Origin of the sequence: Pseudoruegeria sp. HB172150 (assembly GCF_013184805.1) — a bacterium.
GTDB lineage: Bacteria > Pseudomonadota > Alphaproteobacteria > Rhodobacterales > Rhodobacteraceae > Psychromarinibacter.
In genome coordinates, this window is record NZ_JAATNG010000003.1 from 398,445 (window position 1) to 417,978 (window position 19,534).

Here is a 19,534-nt window from a genome sequence, read left to right on the forward strand (position 1 = left end):
TCAGTCATTTTCGACTATCTCGATACCCAGTTCACGCGCCAGTTTCAGCCCACGCCCGCGATCTCTCTGATTGCCTGTCTCGTCGGCGATTCGCAGCGAGGCGCGCAGATGCGTTTCGGCCAGTGACAGGTCTCTGTGCGCCACGGCCCCGGCGACGCGCCGCAGCGCGAGCTGTTCAAAGTTGCGGTGCCCCATCACCTGCGCTTCGGCGATGACACGGGTCAGGGTCGCCTCTGCTTTCTCGTATTGGCCGGCCAGTACTTGCCCTTTGCCAAGAGCACTGTCGACCAGCACGCGAAGGACTCGCGCCGTCCTTGGTGCCATGTCTTCCGCTGCGGAGCGAAGCACCTCCATCGCTCTGTCGATATCGCCCATGTCCAGTAGCGTCTCGCCCATGTTCGACAGGATCCATGCCTCGAAGAATACGAGGTCGGTCTGCCGGACGATATCCAGCGCCTCCTCGAGGTGCCGCATCGCCTCTTCCGGTCGCCCGGATACGCGGGCCACGACCCCGGCACTGTGCCGGGCGTATTGCTGGTCCACCGGGCGCCGCGTTTCCGCGGCGACGGCGTGGGCTTCCTGCTGGACGCGCTCGACTGCGGCATCATCACCGGCATAGGCATGGCAGACGGACAGGTGGCAGCAGGCCCATAGCAGCCGGGTGCCCAGGTGCTGGCCGCGAAACAGACGGTTGGTTCCGGAATAGGCATCTGGCAGGTCGCGGAACTGCCGCGCGGCCTGCGCGAATTCTCCGCGCATGCGAAGCCCCTGAAGCCGGGCCGAGGCGATCTCTGCCAGCAGCATGGGCTCATCCAGTCCGCTGCTGTCTTCCTCGGCAAGATCGCAGCATCGGAACAGCGTGTCGAAACCACCATCTGTAGCGTGGTAGTAGGCCATGTGGATTCGCGCTTCGGCCATGGCAATCCGGTCTCCAGCCTCCACGCTCAGAGCCTCGGCTGCGAGCAGGTGGTGCTCCGTCTTCTCGAACTCTCCAACCATCATCAGGCTGCCGCGCATGCGGCGGTGCAGATCGGCCTGGCGTAGTTTCTGCGCTGCGGTCTGTTCCAGCCGTGCGGCAGCGTCCAGCGCCCGGTCAAAAAGCGGGACTGCGCGCTGGTAGGCGGAACGTGTTACCGCTTTGTCGGCGGCCTGTTCCAGCAAGTCGGCCGCGCGTTCCCACAGGCCGCCAAGCCGCGCGTGATCGGCCATTTCCTCGACATGTGCGTCGAGCTCGCCGGCATAAACGCGCTCGCACAGTTCCAGCGCAGTGCGGTGAAGCGCCTGCCGGCGGGACGGCAGGATCGCGCGATAGGCGGCCTCCAGCGTCAGAGCGTGCTTGAAGGTGTATTCGCGAAACGGAAGGCTCCGCACCCGGAGCAACAGGTCCGCCGCGGCGAGACCGTCGAGCGCCTCTGACAGAGTATCGGGATCAAGCCCAGACAGTGGTGCAAGCAGCGGTTCCGGCACGCTCGCGCCGATTACCGCCGCCGCGTCCAGCACCTTGCGATCTGCGTCGCCCAAACGCTCGATGCGTAGGGCCAGCACGCCCCTGATCGAGGGCGGTATGGTCAGGCCCGACAGATTACGCGGCTCGGGTCCGCCGGTGCCGGGCAACGCGTGGCCGGCTTCCGAAATGGATCGCAGCACTTCCTCGATATAGAGCGGGATGCCCCCTGCTTCCTGTGCCAGCCGCCGCCCGAGTTCGGGCAGCGCCTGAGCGTCGCCAATCAGCGAGCGCACAAGTTCTTGCGCCGCCTCGGTATCCAGACCATCCAACCGCAGCTGGCTGGCATGGGGAAGCCGTGCCCAGTCGTTCTCGAATTCCGGCCGGCAAGTGACCAGCATCAGCAGCCGGGTAGAGCCAAGGGTGGACACCAAACGATCCAGGATCGCGACGGCGCCCTGATCCGCCCAATGCGCATCTTCCACGACGAGTACCGATTGGTCGTCCTGCGCCCGAAGTTCAAGGATCACGCGGATCGCCTCTACCAGGTCCCGGCGCCGGTGGTCACGGGATTTCTGCATCCAGTCCCCAGACAGGTCGGGCCGGTCGAGGAGAAAGGCGAGAGCCGGCAGGTAATCCGCCGCCGCATCGCCCAAGCTTGCAGTCGCAGTGTCCAGAACGACCTCTGCCGGCGCGTTGCCGTCTGGATCGGCCCAAGCGCGCAACAGGGCACCGAAAGAGAGAGTGGACCCGTTATGCGCCCGCGGCGGAAAGCTGACACGGGAGATATGCGCGCAACGAGCGTGTCGACGCAGGAATTCTTGGACGAGCCGGGACTTTCCAAGCCCCGCCTCTCCAGTGATCAGTACCACTCGCGGTCCAGACCGGCTGTCCTCGGCATATCTGGCAAGCTGTGCCAGCGACTCCTGCCGGCCAACAAAGGCGCTGAGACCTCGCGCCTGACGGGCGGCCCAGCCATCGCCGTTGGATGCGGTGCCACTTATCCGCCAGGTCGGCAGCGGTTCCGGCAAGCCTGCCACCGAGATCTCCGATGCGGTGACAATATCCAGCGCTCCGCGGCACTCCGCCCGAGCCGCGGAGCTGAGGCGCGCCTCACCGGCCGGTGTAGCCATGGCGATTTCGCGGGCGAGCAGAGCGACCGGCCCGGAGCCGGGCGACGAACCAGTCAGCGCGTCACCGGAATGGACGGCCGCAGCTGTGCTGAACCGTGACATGTCCAGAGCGGCGACCGCTGCCGACAGGGCGGGCTCTTCGTCGGGTCTAGACGTGCCGAAGACATAGGCGGCCTCCGCGCCCTGTTGCATCAGGCGCGATCCGCCGGACCTGGCCGCGATCTCGTCAAGCCTTGCATAAAGCTGGCGTTCCTCCGCTTCGGCGGTCTCGGGGTCGGACGTCAGCAGAGCGGAGGTCAGGCCGCGCCCGATGACGTGGAGCACGGCAATGTAACGTACAGCGTCCGAACTTGGCGGTTCCTTGTGCGTGGCTGGTTCAGGCACAGGCTCTGGTTCCACCGCTGGTTCCGGGTGCGGCGGTTCTGGAATCTTTGTTTCCAGCTTACCGGTGCGGATCTGATCGTAGAGCGCCTGCGTCTCCGGCTCAGGCGCAACGGACAGTGCATCGCGCAGACGGGCTGCGACAGTACGGTAAGCGTCGAGCGCCGCGTTACGGCGACCTTGCAAGGCGGCGGATGTCATCAGGTCACGCAGCGCAGCCTCGTCATAGGGTTCCAGAGCCAGCCGGCGCCTTGCAAGCGCCTCTACATCCGCGAACTTCCTCTCGGTAGTCAGGCTTTCCGATTGCCGCAGCATGGCGTCCTGCAGCAAGCGACGCAGACGGGAGCGTTCCAGATCCAGCCGTGTGGCCAGTTCTTCGCCTTCTGGGTCCAGTCCGTCCAGCGGTACCGTTCCGGCAATATCGAGCATGTTTGCCGGCGCACCGGGAACGGTTGAGGTGTCGTTCAGTCCGACGGCATCGAGAGTGACGGCTTTTGCGTCGAGGCGAACCCAACGCGCGTCGATCTCCAAGGGAAACGGGTCTGCACCCTGCAGGGCGTTTTTTAGGCGATAAAGTGCCTGCCGCATCGAAGTGCGGGCCTGCGCCTCGTTGCGGTCGGGCCAGAGCAGAGTGGCCAGCATGTCACGCCCGAGCGGCCGGTCCGGCTCCAGCGCCAGCAAAGCCAGAAGTAGCTCGCAATGGCGAGTCGGCATCTCGACCGGGCGGCCGTCCAGGCGCGCCTCGAACCGGCCGAGCAAGCGGATCTCAAGTCGTGCCACGATTCATTTGCCCGTCGAAAGGAAGCATGTTTCACTTTTACTATTGGATTTCACGCGGTTGTCACGGCCAGACACCGCGTCTGTGACAGGAAGCTCGATATTGCGCCCAGTATTGCATTGAACATCGGACTTACCACATGACCATTCTGAAATTCCGTGCCGTCGAGGAACGTGACCTTCCGGAAATCCACCGGATCCTGACCGCAGAGCATGTCTGCCGCGGCACCATGCGCTTGCCGCTGGCCGATATGGAAATGGCGCGGAAACGCATGGCGCCGGAGCCGGGGGTAATCAAGATCGCGGCCATGCGCGACGGTGGAGTGGCCGGCATCGGCGTTCTGGTGACCTATCCCGGAAATCCGCGAAAATGGCATTCTGGGGAACTTGACCTCGTGGCCGTGCATCCGGATCACCGGGGCCACGGTGTCGGTGCGGCGATCTGCGTAGAGCTGCTACGGCTTTGCGACGACTGGCTGGGCCTGCAGCGGGTCGAGCTGATGGTCTGGGCGTCGAATGTCTCTGCGATCCGGCTTTACGAGCGGTTGGGATTCGAACTCGAAGGCACCAAGCGCAACTATGTGCGGCGTGGGTCCGGATATGACGACGCCTGTCTGATGGCCCGGTTCAAGGGGCAGAGCAATGGTTGACCTGTCTCGGGACGCCGCGTGACGTTGACGTGCGCTATTCCGCTGCGAGCGTTCCAGGCCGGAAGCGCGCGGTGCGCAAGTCGGCCGAGTAATGCGCCATCGTCGCATGCGGTTCGCGGGCCAGTTCGTCAACCGAATGGATGACATAGTCGGCCTTTGCGTCGTCCATAAGCGGGCTGAAGTTCAGGCGGGTCCAGCCGGGTTTGTCGATCTCGTTGCCGGCGAGGATGGACTGGCGCAGCGCCAGAGATTGTTCCGGGCCGATGCCAAGGAGCCGGTGCGCATATGGTCCGGCGCAGGCACAGCCACCGCGGGCCTGGATACCATACCTGTCGCTGAGCATGCGGGTGAAGAGTTGGTGGTGAACGTGGCCGCCGGTGTTCGCATCGCGGACGCGCATCGAGAAGATGGGCAGGCTGTTCTCGCAGTCGATACCAAGGAGGTCGAGGTTGGGGTTGCTGCGCCAGATGGACAGGGCGCGGCGATTCAGCTCTGCATGGCGGCGGGCCATGTACGTGTCGCCGATGGCGTCCTTGACGAGGAAGGCAAGCGCGGCGCGGATGTCGCCGATGACGTTGGGGGTTCCGGCCTCTTCGCGGGTGGCGAGATCGCCGGAGTAATCATGCGTCTCGGGCGAGACGAAGCGCACGGTGCCGCCGCCAGGCTGGGACGGGGTGGTGCGCCGCGCCACGCCGTGTCGCAGGATCAGGAGGCCGGAGGCGCCAGGGCCGCCGACGAACTTGTGTGGCGAGACGACGACGGCATCCTTTTCGCAATCGGTGCCAGCGCGCATATCGATGGGCAGGTAGGGGCCGGCGCCAGCATAGTCCCAGACAGAGAGAACGCCATTGGCGCGTAGGAGGCGGGTGACCGAATCGGGATCGGTGATGATGCCGGTCACGTTCGAGGCGGCGGAGAATGCGCCGATCCGGAGAGTGCGGCCAGCGGTTCGTTGCAGCGCGTCCTGCAACTCCGCCATGTTGGGCCCGCCTTCCGGCGCTTCTCCAATTTCGATGACCTCGGCCCCGGATTCGCGCCAGGGCAGGATGTTGGAATGATGTTCGTAGGGGCCGATGAAAACGACTGGGCGGGTGCCGGCGCGCACCGCTTCGGGGAGGCCGAAGAGATTGACCAGCCTGTTTAGACCGGAGGTGGCGCCGGAGCCGCCGAAGATCACGGCGTGTCCGGCGGTGGCGCCGGTCAGCCGGGCGATGGTCGTGCGTGCTTCATTCCGCATGCGGGTCATCGTCATGCCGCAGAACGACGCCTCGGTATGACTGTTGGCATACCAGGGCAGAACCTCTTCCAAGACGAAGGATTCGACCTGTCGGAGGGCGCGGCCCGAGGCGACGTAATCGGCGTAGACCAGCGGTTTCGGTCCGAAGGGTCCGGTCAGTTTCGCGCCTTCGCCGATGAGACCCGCGCGTAACTCTCGGATCAGGTCCGGTCTGTCGAGACTGCGCGCGAAGCGATCGAGGGGTGTGGTGGCAAAATCGTCGGGCACGGGGGAAATCCCTGCTGTGGTCACATGCTTCTTGTATGATCGTGGGATTCGATCAGACAATCGCGACTTCGTTTGATTTACCGTTGAATATTGTGTCAAATGACCCAATGAATGCCCGAAGCCTCGATGAGATTGACCGGCGCATCCTGCGTGCGCTGCAGCAGGATTCGACGCTGTCGCAGCGTGACCTGGCGGAGCAGGTGGGACTGTCGCAGAACGCCTGCTGGCGCCGTCTGAAGGCGATCCGTGAGGCGGGAATTATCGAACGCCACACGGTGCGGCTGAATACAGGCAAAGTGGGGCTCGGGCTTACCGTCTTCGTGATGGTGAGGACGCGGCATCATTCGAGCGAGTGGCTGAAAACCTTCCGCCGTACGGTTCTGGCGATACCGAACGTGATCGATTTCTTCCGGATCGCCGGCGACTACGACTACATGCTGAAAGTGGTGGCGGAGGATATGAACGCCTTCGACCGGGTGTATCAGCAGATGATCGAGAAGGTCGAGCTGGATGCTGTAACCTCTTACATCACGATGGAGGCGATTGCGGATCAGCGAGAGCTGCCGGTCTGAGCCGGCAAGCCCTTCAGGCCAGCAACGCCTTTTCCATCATCATGTGCACGCCCTTGTTGCCGTTGACTGTCTGCGTGATGTGAAGGTCACCAGCGAGGGAGCAGAGCATGTAGGCGTCGGCGCGGTCGAGGCCTGTCTTCTCGCAAATCCACGCGATCATATCTCGCAGCGCGCCTTCGGCGCAGCGGTTCAGATCCTGGTGCATGAACATGGTGATGATGTGGGTCGGCGTTTCGGCGCGAGGGTAGGTGAAGGACAGGTCGTCGCGCACGGTTAGCCTGAAGGTTCCGCTGAGCGCGGTCTCGATGGCAGTGATGCAGACCTCTCCATCGCCCTGGGCGCCGTGGCCGTCGCCGCAGGAGAACAGCGCGCCTTGGGTGAGGACCGGAAGATAGAGAGTGCTGCCTGCGACCAGTTCCTTGTTATCGAGATTTCCGCCATGGCGGCGCGGCGGCAGGGTGGAGATGCGATCCCAGTTCGGTGGTGGGGCGACGCCCATCACGCCGAAGAATGGCTTCAGCGGGAGGTCGAGACCCCAGGATAGCTTGGCCGTCATCGTTTCCTTGTCGAGGGGGATATTCACGATGCGGCTGGTGTCGTCGAAGTCCTCCGGGAGCGTGCCGGCGAGGGGGCGGATCAGGTTGTAGCCCCAGTCCTGTCGGAGCGAGACGTCTAGTACCTGCACCTCCAGCACGTGGCCGGGTTTCGCACCCTTCACTGCTACCGGGCCGGTCAGGATGTGGCCGGGGAGCAGGCGTTCGGCACGTTCGTGGATATCGAGGAGTTCCGGAGGCACGAAAAACCCTTCGGGCGGCAGCTGAGCCGCCGTCCCGGAGACCGTGTCGATCACAATGGTGTCGCCGCTGTCGATCTCAGCGGCCGGTGGCAGCGTGGCGTCGAAATAGCCCCAGTGGCAGGTTTCGGGGGAGGATCCGAGATGTGCGGTCATGATGCCAGCTTCAGCCGTGTTTCGACGAGTTCGACCCAGTAAGAGCAGCCTGCCGGAATTACCTCGTCGTTGAAATCATAGAGCGGGTGGTGGACGCCCGCGGTGTCGCCATTACCGATCTGGATATAGGCGCCGGGGCGCGCCTCGAGCATGAAGGCGAAATCCTCGCCGCCCATGATGGCGGGCGCTTCCGCGTCGACCTCGGGCGAGACGCGGGCGGCGACCTCGGCGGCGAAGCCGGTTTCGGCCTCGTGGTTGACCATGGCGGGATAGCCGCGCTGATAGTCGACCTTCGCGCTTGCACCGTAGACAGTGGCGGTGCGTTTGGCGATCTCGGCTATGCGGCGCTCTGCAAGGTCACGCAGGTCGGCGTCGAAGCTGCGGACGGTGCCACGGAGGGTGACGGTTTCGGGTATCACGTTAAAGGCGTCAGTGTCGGTGCGGAAGCTGGTGACAGAGACGACGAGCGCCTTGACCGGGTCGGCATTGCGAGAGGCGATGGTCTGCAGCGCCGAAAGGATCTGGCCGGCGACGATGGTGGTGTCGATAACCTCATGCGGGCGCGCGGCATGGCCGCCCTTGCCGGTGACAACTATTTCGAATGCGTCCATCGCGGCGTAAAAGGCGCCAGTTCGGATCGCGAAATGACCGACCGCAAGACCCGGCGCGTTGTGCATGCCGTAGACCTCGGCGATATCGAAACGGTCCATCATGCCGTCCTTGACCATGGCATCGCCGCCGGCGCCGCCTTCTTCGGCAGGCTGAAAGATCACCGCGACGCGGCCTTCGAAATTGCGTGTTTCGGCGAGGTATTGTGCGGCACCCAGCAACATCGCGGTATGGCCATCATGGCCGCAGGCATGCATCACACCGGGTGTTTGTGAGGCATGTGGCAGGCCCGTCGCTTCCAGTATCGGGAGCGCGTCCATGTCGGCGCGGAGACCGACAGTCGGTCCGCTGCCCTTGCCGTTGATGATACCGACAACGCCGGTGCGGCCAATCCCCTCTACCACTTCGTCGCATCCGAAGGCGCGCAGCTTGTCGGCGACGAAAGCGCTGGTGCGGTGGGTTTCGTAAAGCAGTTCCGGGTGCATGTGCAGGTCGCGCCGCCAGCCGGCGATCTCGGGTTGCATCTCTGCCAGGCGATTGCGTATTGGCATGGCTCTCCTCCTTAGGTTTTGTTGTCTTTCAGTACCAAGTGGCCTGGCGCAACCTCCGTGTATTCCGACGGTCCCGGTTCGTGGCCCAGCGGAAAGACAGGCGAGGGGATCGGGCGGAAGTTCAGGTCGTCGCGGATCGTCTTGCGTGTCGGATCGGCGACAGGCACGGCGCTCATCAGCGAGCGGGTGTAGCTATGCTGCGGGTTCTCGAAGACTTGCGCGCGCGAGCCAGTCTCCACTAGCCGGCCGAGATACATGACACCGACACGGTGCGATACTCGCTCGACCACGGCCATGTCGTGGCTGATAAACAGGAAGGAGATGCCGAACTCTGACTGCAGCTCCATCATCAGGTTCAGAACCTGTGCCTGCACCGAGACATCGAGGGCTGAAACCGCCTCATCGGCGACGATAAGCTTAGGGTTTACCGCCAGTGCGCGGGCGATGGCGATGCGCTGGCGCTGACCGCCGGACAGTTCATGCGGAAAGCGGGTCATGAAGCTGCGCGGCAGCTCGACGTGGTCGAACAGGGTGGCGATGCGGTCCTTTAACTCGCTGCCGGAGGCGAGGCCGTAGTTCATCAGGGGTTCCGCGACCTGATCCTTGAGCCGCATGTAGGGGTTAAGCGAGGCGAATGGATCCTGGAACACCATCTGCATGTCGCGCCAGCCGCGGCGGCGCAGGTCGCGGTCGTTCATCGCGATGATGTCAGTGCGGTCGAGCAGCACCTTGCCTGAGGTTGGTTCGGTAAGCCGCAGGATAGAGCGGCCGCAGCTGGATTTGCCACAGCCGGATTCGCCGACCAGCGCCAGTGTCTCGCCCTTGTTGATGGTAAAGCTGACGTCCTCGACCGCGTGGACGTTTGCCACCGGCCGGCGGAAGACGCCGCCCTTCACCGGATAGCGTGTGGTGAGGTTCTGAACCTCGAGCAGAGGCTCGGGCTTGCGGGCTGGCTTCAGGTCGGCCTCGACCGGGGACTGACCGACAAGGCGCATTGGTTCGGGGGCGGGTTTGCCACGCATCTCGCCAAGGCGTGGAACGGCGGCGAGAAGCGCCTTGGTGTAGTCCTGCTGCGGGTTGGTGAAGATCTGTTCGACCGGCCCTTCTTCGACAAGGTTGCCGCGAAACATGACGACGACGCGATCGGCCATCTGTGCCACGACAGCCATGTCATGCGTGATGAACAGGACTGCCATCCCGGTTTCGCGCTTGAGCCGGTCGATCAGAGCGAGGATCTCTGCCTGGATCGTGACGTCGAGCGCGGTGGTGGGTTCGTCGGCAATCAACAGGCGGGGTTCGCAGGCCATGGCCATGGCGATTACGACGCGCTGGCGCATACCGCCGGAAAGTTCGTGCGGGTATTGCTTCAGCCGGCGTTCCGGTTCCGGGATGCGCACCTGTTTCAACAGCTCCAGCGCGCGGGCGCGGGCCTTGGACTGCGACAACCCACGATGCAGGCGCAGGCCGTCGGTCATCTGGCGCTCGACCGTGAAGACCGGGTTCAGCGATGTCATCGGCTCCTGAAAGATCATGCCGATCTCGTTGCCGCGGATCTGCTGCATGATCTCGGGGTCGGCATCGGCGACATCGAGCACGCCGGAGTCGCGCGCGAATTCGAGCTTGCCGCCAGCGATGCGGCCGCCGCCAAATTCCACAAGCCGCATCAGCGACAGCGAAGTGACGGATTTGCCGGAGCCGCTTTCGCCGACGACGCAGACGGTTTCGCCGGGCTTGATCGAGAAGGACACATCCTCGACGCCGACGATGGGGCCATCCTCGCCGCGGAACTCGACGCGGAGATTGTCGATGGAGACGAGCGGGCTTCCGTCGGGCATCACGTGGCTCCTTTCCGGGCGCGGGGATCGAGCGCGTCGCGCAGGGCGTCGCCGAACATGTTGAGGCCGAGAACGGTTAGCGCCACCGCCGCGCCGGGGACAAGCGCGGTCCAGGGTGCCCGGTCGAGGTAGTCGCGAGATGCCTGGATCATCAGGCCCCAGGACGCATCCGGCGGCTGGGTCCCAAGGCCTAGGAAGGACAGTCCCGCCTCTGCCAGGATCGCAAAGGCGAGCGAGATCGTTGATTGCACGATCACGGCGGGCATGATGTTCGGCAGGATGTGACGGACGATTAGGCGTGTGTCGGAATTGCCGGCCGTGCGTGCCGCCTCGACATAAGGCATTTGCGCCACACGCAGCGCCTCGCCGCGAATGATACGGGCGAGGAACGGGGTGAAGGCGATGCCAATGGCGATGATCGTGTTCTGCAGGTTTGGGCCGAGGACCGCGCTGATCGTCAGCGCCAGCAGGAGGGCCGGGAAGGCCAGAAGTGTGTCGACCAGCCGCATCAGGATGTTGTCGGTTGTTTTGCCAACATAGCCGGAGATCAGGCCAAGCGGCAGGCCGATGACGATGGACATCAGCACGGCAGCGGTGGCGATGTAGATCGAGGTGTGGGCGCCCAGAAGGACGCGGTACATCAGGTCGCGGCCGAGCTGGTCGGTACCCAGCGGATGCGCCAGCGTCGGGGGTGACAGGCGTGCGCGCATGTCCATCTGGGTTGCCATATCGGGCGGTATCACCAACGGCGCTATGATCGCGACCAGCAGGATCATCAACACCAGCACGGCGCCGATCAGGCCTTTCGAGGAGCGGAACGCGGCAGGCAGTTTCATGACAGGCGGATCCGCGGGTCAACGAGTACATAGAGAAGATCGACGATCAGGTTCGCCAGCATCACCACGCCTGCTATGACGAAGACGCTGGCCTGGATTAGCGGTATGTCGCGGTTCAGCAGGGCCTGGTAGGTCAGCCAGCCCATGCCGGTGTAGTTGAACAGGCTTTCAATGACGATAATCGAGCCGAAGAGGTAACCCACCTGCAGGCCTGCGACGGTCATAACCGGGCCAACGGCGTTGGCGAGGCCGTAATTCCAGACAACGGTGCGTTCGCCCAGCCCCTTGGCACGGGCGACGCGGATGAATTCCTGGTTCAGGATTCCGGTCATAGTGGCGCGGGTCATGCGCGTGAGGTGGGCCATCAGTCCGAGGCCGAGCGCCAGAGATGGCAGCAGGGCGTGGCGAGCGGCGAGCAGGAAATCCTCGCGCGGGTCGACGAAGCCGGAAGAGGGTAGCCAGCCGAGCCAGCGGGCGAAGAGCAGGATCAGCATGATGCCCCAGAAAAAATCCGGAAGGCTGACGCCGAGCAGCGCGGCGGAACTGGCGGTCGTGTCCTGCCATTTGTTCGGATGCATCGCCGCCCAAACACCCAGGGGAACGGCGCAGGTCAGCGCGATGGTCATCGAGAACACGACGATCATCGCGCTCGCCGTCATCTTCTGCAGTATCAGTGGTCCGATGGGTTCCTTGAACACCAGCGATGTGCCCCAGTCGCCGGTCAGCATCCCGCTGATCCAACGCCAGTACTGCACCAGCAGCGGATCGTTCAGTCCCAGCGACCGCCTCAACCCCTCCAGGGCCTCAGGATTCGACTGCGTCCCCATGATCATCATCGCCACGTCGCCGGGCAGGATGTTGGTCACGGCGAAGGTGATCGCCGAGATCAGGAACAGGGTCAAAAGCATCGAAAGGATGCGGTTCAGGATGTAGCTCACGCCATGTCCGCCCGTCGCGTAGGGAAATCGGTGGAATTGCGGGGCGCGGTGTTACGCGCCCCGCGCGCTGGCTCAGGAAGAAAGCCAGACTTTGTGGAAGTTCAGGTTCGACCCATTGGGGTGCACAATGGTGTCGAGCCCTCCCACGGAAGGTTGCGCGCCGATGGTGCCATTCCGGAACCAAAGGATGACGTCGAGGGTCTCGTCGTGGATGACCTTCTGCACTTCCTTGTAGATCCCCGCGCGTTCCTCGGGATCGACAGTGACCCGCGCCTTGGCGGTCAGTTCGTCGACAGTCGGGTTGGAGATTTTGCGGTAGTTGAATGCGCCCTCGGTATTCCACAGCGAGTAGTAAAGGAAATCCGGCTCCCACAGCGTGAAGAAGTTCATCATCGAGATCTCGAAGTCCTTGTCGACCCAGACCTGGCTGAGCCAGTCGGACCAAGTGAGCTGTTCGATGTTGGCTTCGACCCCCGCCAGCCGGAACCATTCCAGCATGATCTGCGCGGACTCGATGTGGTATGGGTAGTTCGTCGTCGCCTTGAAGGTGACCGACAGCTCGCCAGGGCCGTAGCCCGCCTCCTGCAGCAGCGCCTTGGCCTTCTCGATATCCTGCGGGCGTTGTTCGAGATCGTGGTTGTAGGAGGCCGAGGTCGGGTAGCTGGGAGAGGCGGTAACTTCGCCCTGCCCCCAAAGCGCACCTTCCAGCAGGACCTGCTTGTCGATCATGTAGTCGAAGGCTTCGCGCACTTTCGGGTCTTTGAACGGCTCGAACTCGTGGTTGAAGTTCACGAAGTCCCAGTTCAGCGGGAACCAGGCGACAACCTGCAGGTCGGGATCATCCTCGATCTCGCCGATCCGGTCGGCGGGGATGTCGTTGATCATATGCAACTCGCCAGTCCTCAGGCCAGTAAGGCGCACAGTGGGTTCGGTGATCTCTCGCGCAATGACCTTGTCGAGATAGGGCGCCCCGCCCCAGTAATCGGCGAAGCCTTCCAGCTCGACCTCGTTGCCGAATTCGCGGCGGACGAACTTGAACGGGCCGCAGCCGATCGGCGTATTTCCCTGCACATCTCCGGAATCAACGGGCATGATGACGCCCGCTCCATTCTCCGCCAACCGCGACAGGAACGGCGCGTTCACCTGGTCGAGCGTGATGATCACGGTCAGGTCGTCAGGCGTCTCGATCGAGGCGACGTTGTTGAACACCTCGAAATTCACAGCGCCGGTGTCGGGGTTCATGCAGCGCTCGAACGAGTATTTCACATCGGCCGAGGTCATCTTCGCCCCATTATGGAACATCACGTCGTCGCGCAGCGTGAACGTATAGGTCAGCCCGTCCTCACTGATCTCGAAGCTTTCGGCGAGATGCGGGATCACAGTCAGGTTCTCGTCCACCGTCACGATGCTGTCGTGCACATTTTCCAGCACCCGGCCGGTCGACGCCGTCCCGGTCTGGTGCATGTCGAGGTTCTGCGTCGTCTCGGAATGGCCCCAGATCAGCGTGCCGCCGCTGACCGGTTCACCCTGCGCGGCGGCGGAATTGCTGCCGAGGCCGTAAAGGATCGTGCCCCCCATCAGGGCGGAGGTCGTCTTGAGGAAGTCTCTGCGCTTCATCGCTCTATCTCCTGGTTGGACATTCCGAGGCCCCGCCAAGGGCGCCGGGATTTCGTGATTGTCCCGCACTTTCGGCGGGTTACTCGCTATCTGCTCTTATGCCGGAAGCGGCGGGCGTTCCGCCGCCACGCCAAGTTTCTTCTCCAGAGCCAGGCCGAGGTTCAGGATCGTGCCCTCCTCGAACAGGCGGCCCCAGATCGAGATGCCCTGCGGCACCCGATGCGTTTCTCCCGCCGCGTCTGCCTCGCCCGTGGTCAGCTTTCCCGCGCCCAATGACGCCGCACCCCGGGTACCGAGGTCCAGAAACCCGGCGCGCAGGTGCAGGCAGGGGTGGCCGGTGAAATTCGACGCCACCAGCATCGGCCCGGTCATGAACGGCCCGATCAGAGCGTCGACCTCTTGGAACAGCCCGTCCAGCGCCTGCATCACCAGGTACCGCAGACGGTCGAGCTGAACGTGATCCACCGCCGACAGGAACCGCGCCTTGCGGAAGGTGTTCGGCCAGGCGCCGTCATCCTGCCAGGTTAGAGTGTCGTCCGTGTCAGTCAGAGTTAGGTGTTCGAAAGCCGCTGCTGCCTCGGCGTAGAGCGAGTTCATGAGCGAGGCATAAGGCAGGTCTGGCAGGGAGACCGTCACAACCTCGATGCCAAGTGACTTCGCTGCCTCGAGCGCAGCGCGGTCGACGTCGGTCGCGCCCTCGTCCTCGAAGGCTTCGGGAAGGTAGCCAAGCTTTAGCCCTTCGATCCCCTTTTCTGCTTCGAAGGCAAAGGGGGCGGCGATGGTGCAGCGGTCCTCGATGTCGGCGCCGTTGATCACGTCGAGGACCAGCGCGCAATCCTCCACCGCGCGGCACATTGGGCCGATTTTGTCGAGCGACCAGCAGAGCGCCATGGCACCGGCGCGGCTGACCCGGCCGAAGGTGGGGCGCAGGCCGGTGGTGCCGTTGCGCTGGCTGGGAGAGGTGATCGAGCCTAGCGTTTCGGTGCCAATGGCGAAAGCGCAGAGCGCGGCGGCGGTGGCGGAACCGGAGCCGGCGCTGGAACCCGACGATCCCTCTTCGGTGTTCCATGGATTGCGGGTACGGCCGCCGTACCAGATGTCATTGTAAGCCAGCGCCCCCAGAGTCGTCTTGCCCAGCAGGACCGCGCCGGCTTCGCGCAGTAGCGTCACGATGCGTGCGTCCGAGTCGGGCACGCGGTCCTGAAAGGGCTCGGCACCCCAACCGGTTACTATGCCCTTTGTGTCGAATAGGTCCTTCACGCCATAGGGGATACCGTGAAGCGGTCCGAGGCTCTTGCCCTCGGCGGTCAATGCGTCCATCGCGTCGGCCTCGGCGAGGGCAAGCTCTGGCGTGACGGTCGCGAAGCAGAACAGATGCGGGTTTAGGCGCTCGATCCGCGCCAGGTAGATCTCTGTAAGGCGTCGGCTCGTGAGAGCGCGAGAGGCGATCCAGGCGCCAAGTTGTGGCAGGGCGGCAAAGGCGATGTCTTCGTCGCTGTCGGGCAATGGATCGTCGGGATGAGTGCGGGTGACGCCGGTGTCGGTTGGCATCTCGAACCCAGGTAGCCGCGGGTCGAAACGTAGCGCGGCGGGTACGCTGTTGGGCATCTCGTACTTGCGACGTTTGACCGCGAGGTCGATCTGGCCCCGGAGGTTGCCTGCCATCTGCGCGCGTTCGCGGGCCGTGTAGACCAAGCCCAGCAGTCGCTCTGCCGCCTCGATATCCGATGTTGTGATGTCTGTCTTATCCATGGACTGACCGCCTTGCATGCTCGGGTTCGGTCGCGGTGTCCTCTTCGTCGTCCGCAGTTTCGGCGCGCCGCGACACTTCATTCGACATCGCGCGGAAACGGGTCATCAGGTGGGTGCGCATCGCAGCGCCGGCATTTTCGGGATTGCCGGCCTCAATGGCGTCGATGATGCTCAGATGCTGCTTGCGAGTTTCGTGGAGCGACACCTCGGAACGTGCCCGGGCGCGGACGCTGTTCCAGTCGGCGTTGGCGCGGATCTCGTCAAGCATCGCGAAGGCGGTCAGCAGCGGCTGGTTTCGCGCGCTTTTGGCGATCAGGCGGTGGAGGGCGGAATCCCAGACCTCAATCATCTCGTCATCGCCGGCCTCAAGCTGGCGCTGCGCGATTGCACGCATGCGCATCACCTCTTCGGGTCGCGCGCGCTGTGCGCAGAGCGAGGCGAGCGTGGGTTCGATGCAGAGCCGCGCTTCCATTACTTCGATGGGCTTGGACAATCTGTTCACTTCCGCCGCGAGCGCACCGATCGGTTCGACGGGCTGGCCCGCAAAGGTGCCCTTGCCCTGTCGCCTCCAGATCAGTCCCTCGGCCTCCAACGAAGCAAGTGCACGCCGGACGAGCCGACGACCGGCACCGGACGCGACGCAAAGCTCGCGTTCCGTTGGTAGGCGGTTGTCCGGTCCAAGCTTGCCGCCGCGGATCAGTGCCAGCACGAAGTTCCGGACATCAAATACTGTGGGTTCTGCTGGCATGAGACCATCGCGAGAATCGGAAACGGATGAATACAGAATTGGTTCGCTTTCGGCGACTGTGAAGGGAAATCCGTATCCACCGGAACACGCCTCATTCAACTATACACTATTTAACGGTTTTGATGAATTTTTCGCCGATTATGAATCGTCAATTGGACGGTAGGTGCATCGAGCTCGCCCCGTAGGGGGGTAAAATATTGAGAATTGGTACGCTGGTGCTCCGGATAGCGAATCTGTGGCAAAACCAGTTGCCGTGTCTCGGAGACAGTTCCGTTCCCTGTCAGATGCGGTGGATTTTGCGGCCCGTCGGGTCCTCATCGATTCTTTCCGCAAGAAGCACCGCAACGAAACGCGTTGAATCGAAACTGGATAGAATGATCGCGAGGACGGACGTGAGCGGTACTGCGAGTATTGCACCTGGGATACCCCAGAGTGTGGCCCATACCGACAGGGCGACCATGACGACGAACGGGCTCATGTTCATCTGCCGACCGACCAGCATTGGGTCGAGGTAGTTGCCGACGAAGACCTGCATGACCGTCAGGAGCGCGGTCAAAAGCAGTGTCATCGGGATCGAGGCGAATTGCGCCAGCGATAGGATGACCGGCATCGCCACCCCGATATAAGAGCCGACATAGGGGATATAATTAAAGAGTGCGATAGTGACCGCCCAGAACAGGGCGAAATCGACGTCGAGCGACCATAGGACGGCGTAGGACAGAACGCCGAGTATGATGTTTATCAGGGTCTTGATTGCGAGGTAATCGCCGATTTTGCGGTTCATGTCGGTGATCATGGCCAGGGTCGTACGCCCGCGTTCCTCATCTCCCATGGCAGCCATGATCTTTTGCGAGAAGCCACCGCGTTCGCCGATCAGGAAGGCGGCGTAAATTATCACAAGAAACACCGATGCCCCGACCGAAGTGAAGCCGCCCAGCACGGATAGCAGGACGGTCTGAAGGCTAATCTGGCCGATGGTAACGTCACGGAACTCGTCCCATAGCTGCTGCGAATCCACGTCGAAGCGGCCGGAAACCTGTTGAACGAGGTTCTGCAGGTTTGCCTGATAAGCCGGGGCGACCTCGACGATGTCGCGCACCGTGGCTGCGATAACCACCGCGAAGGCGAGGATCGCGATGATGAAGCCTGCCAGGATAAGCAGTCGCAGCACAAAGATTGGAAGCACGCGAAGTACCGGAAGGCGGCCGAGCGCATCCGCCGCGGTGACGATGATATAGACGGCGATGACCGCGGTTAAGATCGGCAGAAGGATATTCTGACCGACATAAAGCAACCAGCCCACCGCAATAACAAGCAAGACCGCGAGAACGAGATTGAGGAATGGAGCGTTCTTCATGTGTCTCGTGCCCGGATTGCGACTGTTCGCGACGGAGGCTCCGCGTAAACCGATGTCGGGTCAACCTTTCGCTGCACCTTAACAGTTGCGCAAGACCTTAACGCCGCCATAGGTTTCGGACACGGAATAGGCGACGCCGGATTGCAGACCATGTCGATTAACAGCGTACTCGGGGAAATCGGCCGACGGACAGGGTTGAGCGCGCTGCCGCTCACCGGTGTCTACCTGGCCGTATTCCTGTTCGTGTTGACCTTCACGCCTTCACTTATTCCACGCAGTGCCCTGTACCAAGGCGTGTTGGCGGGTGTGGGGTTGGCGCTCGGCTTTGGTCTCGGCGTGTTGCTGGAACGAATCTGGACCTACCTCGAACTGCCTGTCATGCCGACCAGGCAATGGCACGTAGTTAATCTCGTGTTGCTGCTCGCCGTGTTGGTCTTTGCTGGTTTCTACCTGTTGAATGCAGTGCACTGGCAGAACGCCGTGCGCGACGAGATGGGCATGGAGTCGGTTAACGAGGGGCATTACGTCACCATGCTGCTGGTCGCAGCGGTGCTATCGACGCTTCTGATCCTGATTGGCTGGGGCGTTGTGCTTGGAGTTTCGGCGGCGTCACGTTGGACTCACCGGCACGTGCCGCGGCGCATTTCGTCTCTGCTGGGCGCACTGCTCTTCATCGTGGCGCTGGTCGTGATCGTGAATGGCACTCTGGTCAGCGGGGTAATCACGCTGACCGACAAATCGCTGGCCGCACTGGACGTTACGGATCCGCCCGGCTTCACCCCGCCTGTGCTGGATACCCGCTCCGCCGGGCCGAAATCGACGATCGCGTGGGACGGGCTTGGCCGTCAGGGCAAGGTTTTTGTCAGTGAGGGGCCAACGCAGGAAGAAATCGAAGCCTTCACCGGCGAACCGGCACTGGATCCGATCCGCGCCTATGTCGGGCTGCGCGCGGCGGATTCTCCCGATGAACAGGCGGAAATGGCGCTTCAGGAGCTGATTGCGCTCGATGCTTTTTCGCGCTCGGTCCTGATCATAGCGACGCCGACCGGGACAGGCTGGATCGACAACTGGGCATTCGGACCGCTGGAGTACATGCATGGCGGTGACGTGGCGACTGTTGCGGTACAGTATTCCTATCTGCTCAGCCCATTGTCGCTGATGCTGGAGCCCGGGCGGGTGCAGGAATCGGCGGCAGCGGTGTTTCCAGTGATCTACCGGCACTGGCACGCGATGCCGAAAGAGACGCGGCCGAAGCTGTACCTGTTCGGACTGAGTCTTGGGTCGCTGGGATCGGAGTCTTCGATGCCGGTCTACGCGTTGCTTGGCGATCCGATCCAGGGCGCAGTCTGGGTCGGGCCGCCGTTCCGCAACCCGATCTGGCGAGCTATGCGGCGCAACCGGAACGAAGGGTCGCCGGACTGGAAACCGACTTTCGAGGACGGCTCGACGATCCGGGTGATCGGGGCAGGGGACACGGCGCGCGAGGCACCGGCGCCCTGGGGCAGCGTGAGGATCGTCTATCTTGCCTATCCCAGTGACGCGATCGCGTTCTTCGAGGAGCGGATGTTTTTGCGGCCGCCGGAATGGCTGTCGGATCCGCGCGGACCGGATGTTTCGCCGCTGTTGAGTTGGGTGCCGATCGTCACTGCACTGCAGGTGGCAGTGGATATGAACCTAGCGACCAACGTGCCGGTGCAACACGGGCATAACTACGGTGCGCAGGATTACATAGAAGCGTGGCGGGCCGTAACAGAACCGGCAGCGTTCGACGACGAGGACGCCAAGCGGTTGCTGGCGCTGTTCCCTGGGTCCGCCTACGACTGATGCTGCAGGGCCGTTGACGCCGCAGCAATGCTTGTACGTTTCGGCAAACGTGGAATC

13 protein-coding genes and 1 pseudogene are annotated in these 19,534 nt (G+C 63.0%); 3 read left to right on the forward strand and 11 right to left on the reverse strand.

Annotated features, from left to right (window positions below; translation table 11 throughout):
• The gene (locus HCO70_RS16665; protein ID WP_172298203.1) at positions 1-3,738 is read right to left on the reverse strand and encodes an AAA family ATPase; all 3,738 of its coding nucleotides are present in this window, start codon (positions 3,736-3,738) and stop codon (positions 1-3) included.
• Between the two features lie 137 nt (positions 3,739-3,875).
• Here HCO70_RS16665 and HCO70_RS16670 point away from each other — a divergent pair, with 137 nt between their 5' ends.
• On the forward strand, positions 3,876-4,385 hold the full coding sequence (locus HCO70_RS16670) for a GNAT family N-acetyltransferase (RefSeq protein WP_172298205.1): 510 nt from the start codon (positions 3,876-3,878) through the stop codon (positions 4,383-4,385).
• 34 nt (positions 4,386-4,419) lie between these two features.
• Here the strand turns inward: HCO70_RS16670 and HCO70_RS16675 are convergent, their stop codons facing one another.
• Positions 4,420-5,889, reverse strand: coding sequence for an aminotransferase class V-fold PLP-dependent enzyme (locus HCO70_RS16675; protein ID WP_371742252.1), 1,470 nt, complete (start codon positions 5,887-5,889; stop codon positions 4,420-4,422).
• Between the two features lie 107 nt (positions 5,890-5,996).
• On the opposite strand from HCO70_RS16675, the gene HCO70_RS16680 reads away from it, so the two are divergent.
• A complete protein-coding gene (locus HCO70_RS16680) occupies positions 5,997-6,461 on the forward strand; it encodes an Lrp/AsnC family transcriptional regulator (protein WP_172298207.1) in 465 nt (154 codons plus the stop codon).
• A 13-nt stretch (positions 6,462-6,474) separates the two neighbouring features.
• On the opposite strand, the gene HCO70_RS16685 is transcribed toward HCO70_RS16680, so the two are convergent.
• The 9 genes and pseudogenes from HCO70_RS16685 to HCO70_RS16725 all read right to left on the reverse strand — a co-directional run bounded on the left by HCO70_RS16685 (position 6,475) and on the right by HCO70_RS16725 (position 17,653).
• Entirely contained in the window at positions 6,475-7,410 is a 936-nt protein-coding gene (locus tag HCO70_RS16685) for an acetamidase/formamidase family protein (RefSeq protein ID WP_172298209.1), read from the reverse strand.
• Positions 7,407-8,570, reverse strand: coding sequence for a M20 aminoacylase family protein (locus HCO70_RS16690; protein WP_172298211.1), 1,164 nt, complete (start codon positions 8,568-8,570; stop codon positions 7,407-7,409). Before HCO70_RS16690 ends, HCO70_RS16685 begins: the two co-directional genes overlap by 4 nt.
• An 11-nt stretch (positions 8,571-8,581) precedes the next feature.
• On the reverse strand, positions 8,582-10,405 hold the full coding sequence (locus HCO70_RS16695) for an ABC transporter ATP-binding protein (protein ID WP_172298213.1): 1,824 nt from the start codon (positions 10,403-10,405) through the stop codon (positions 8,582-8,584).
• Positions 10,405-11,241: an ABC transporter permease gene (locus HCO70_RS16700; RefSeq protein WP_172298215.1), complete on the reverse strand. Its 837-nt coding sequence runs from the start codon at positions 11,239-11,241 to the stop codon at positions 10,405-10,407. Before HCO70_RS16700 ends, HCO70_RS16695 begins: the two co-directional genes overlap by 1 nt.
• Positions 11,238-12,179 carry an ABC transporter permease gene (locus HCO70_RS16705; RefSeq protein WP_216665471.1) on the reverse strand — a complete coding sequence of 314 codons (942 nt, stop codon included), beginning with the start codon at positions 12,177-12,179 and terminating at the stop codon, positions 11,238-11,240. The genes HCO70_RS16700 and HCO70_RS16705 overlap by 4 nt, the downstream gene beginning before the upstream one ends.
• A 72-nt stretch (positions 12,180-12,251) precedes the next feature.
• Positions 12,252-13,796 (reverse strand): ABC transporter substrate-binding protein, encoded by a 1,545-nt coding sequence (locus HCO70_RS16710; RefSeq protein WP_172298217.1) that lies wholly within the window; start codon positions 13,794-13,796, stop codon positions 12,252-12,254.
• Between the two features lie 351 nt (positions 13,797-14,147).
• Positions 14,148-15,629 (reverse strand): annotated as a pseudogene (locus tag HCO70_RS16715) (amidase); the annotation flags it as partial.
• Positions 15,541-16,296 (reverse strand): FadR/GntR family transcriptional regulator, encoded by a 756-nt coding sequence (locus HCO70_RS16720; protein ID WP_172298221.1) that lies wholly within the window; start codon positions 16,294-16,296, stop codon positions 15,541-15,543. The pseudogene HCO70_RS16715 and the gene HCO70_RS16720, both read right to left, overlap by 89 nt.
• Before the next feature lie 280 nt (positions 16,297-16,576).
• On the reverse strand, positions 16,577-17,653 hold the full coding sequence (locus tag HCO70_RS16725) for an AI-2E family transporter (protein WP_172298223.1): 1,077 nt from the start codon (positions 17,651-17,653) through the stop codon (positions 16,577-16,579).
• A gap of 150 nt (positions 17,654-17,803) precedes the next feature.
• On the opposite strand from HCO70_RS16725, the gene HCO70_RS16730 reads away from it, so the two are divergent.
• Positions 17,804-19,477 (forward strand): alpha/beta-hydrolase family protein, encoded by a 1,674-nt coding sequence (locus HCO70_RS16730; RefSeq protein WP_172298225.1) that lies wholly within the window; start codon positions 17,804-17,806, stop codon positions 19,475-19,477.
• Positions 19,478-19,534 lie beyond the last annotated feature (57 nt).

What these genes read in the sequence shown, in the direction of transcription:
- HCO70_RS16695 (WP_172298213.1), bottom strand. Translation starts at nt 10,405, where the DNA reads ATGCCCGACGGAAGCCCGCTCGTCTCCATCGACAATCTCCGCGTCGAG.
- HCO70_RS16710 (WP_172298217.1), bottom strand. Translation starts at nt 13,796, where the DNA reads ATGAAGCGCAGAGACTTCCTCAAGACGACCTCCGCCCTGATGGGGGGC.
- HCO70_RS16670 (WP_172298205.1), top strand. Translation starts at nt 3,876, where the DNA reads ATGACCATTCTGAAATTCCGTGCCGTCGAGGAACGTGACCTTCCGGAA.
- HCO70_RS16725 (WP_172298223.1), bottom strand. Translation starts at nt 17,653, where the DNA reads ATGAAGAACGCTCCATTCCTCAATCTCGTTCTCGCGGTCTTGCTTGTT.
- HCO70_RS16700 (WP_172298215.1), bottom strand. Translation starts at nt 11,241, where the DNA reads ATGAAACTGCCTGCCGCGTTCCGCTCCTCGAAAGGCCTGATCGGCGCC.
- HCO70_RS16680 (WP_172298207.1), top strand. Translation starts at nt 5,997, where the DNA reads ATGAATGCCCGAAGCCTCGATGAGATTGACCGGCGCATCCTGCGTGCG.
- HCO70_RS16690 (WP_172298211.1), bottom strand. Translation starts at nt 8,570, where the DNA reads ATGCCAATACGCAATCGCCTGGCAGAGATGCAACCCGAGATCGCCGGC.
- HCO70_RS16685 (WP_172298209.1), bottom strand. Translation starts at nt 7,410, where the DNA reads ATGACCGCACATCTCGGATCCTCCCCCGAAACCTGCCACTGGGGCTAT.
- HCO70_RS16730 (WP_172298225.1), top strand. Translation starts at nt 17,804, where the DNA reads ATGTCGATTAACAGCGTACTCGGGGAAATCGGCCGACGGACAGGGTTG.
- HCO70_RS16720 (WP_172298221.1), bottom strand. Translation starts at nt 16,296, where the DNA reads ATGCCAGCAGAACCCACAGTATTTGATGTCCGGAACTTCGTGCTGGCA.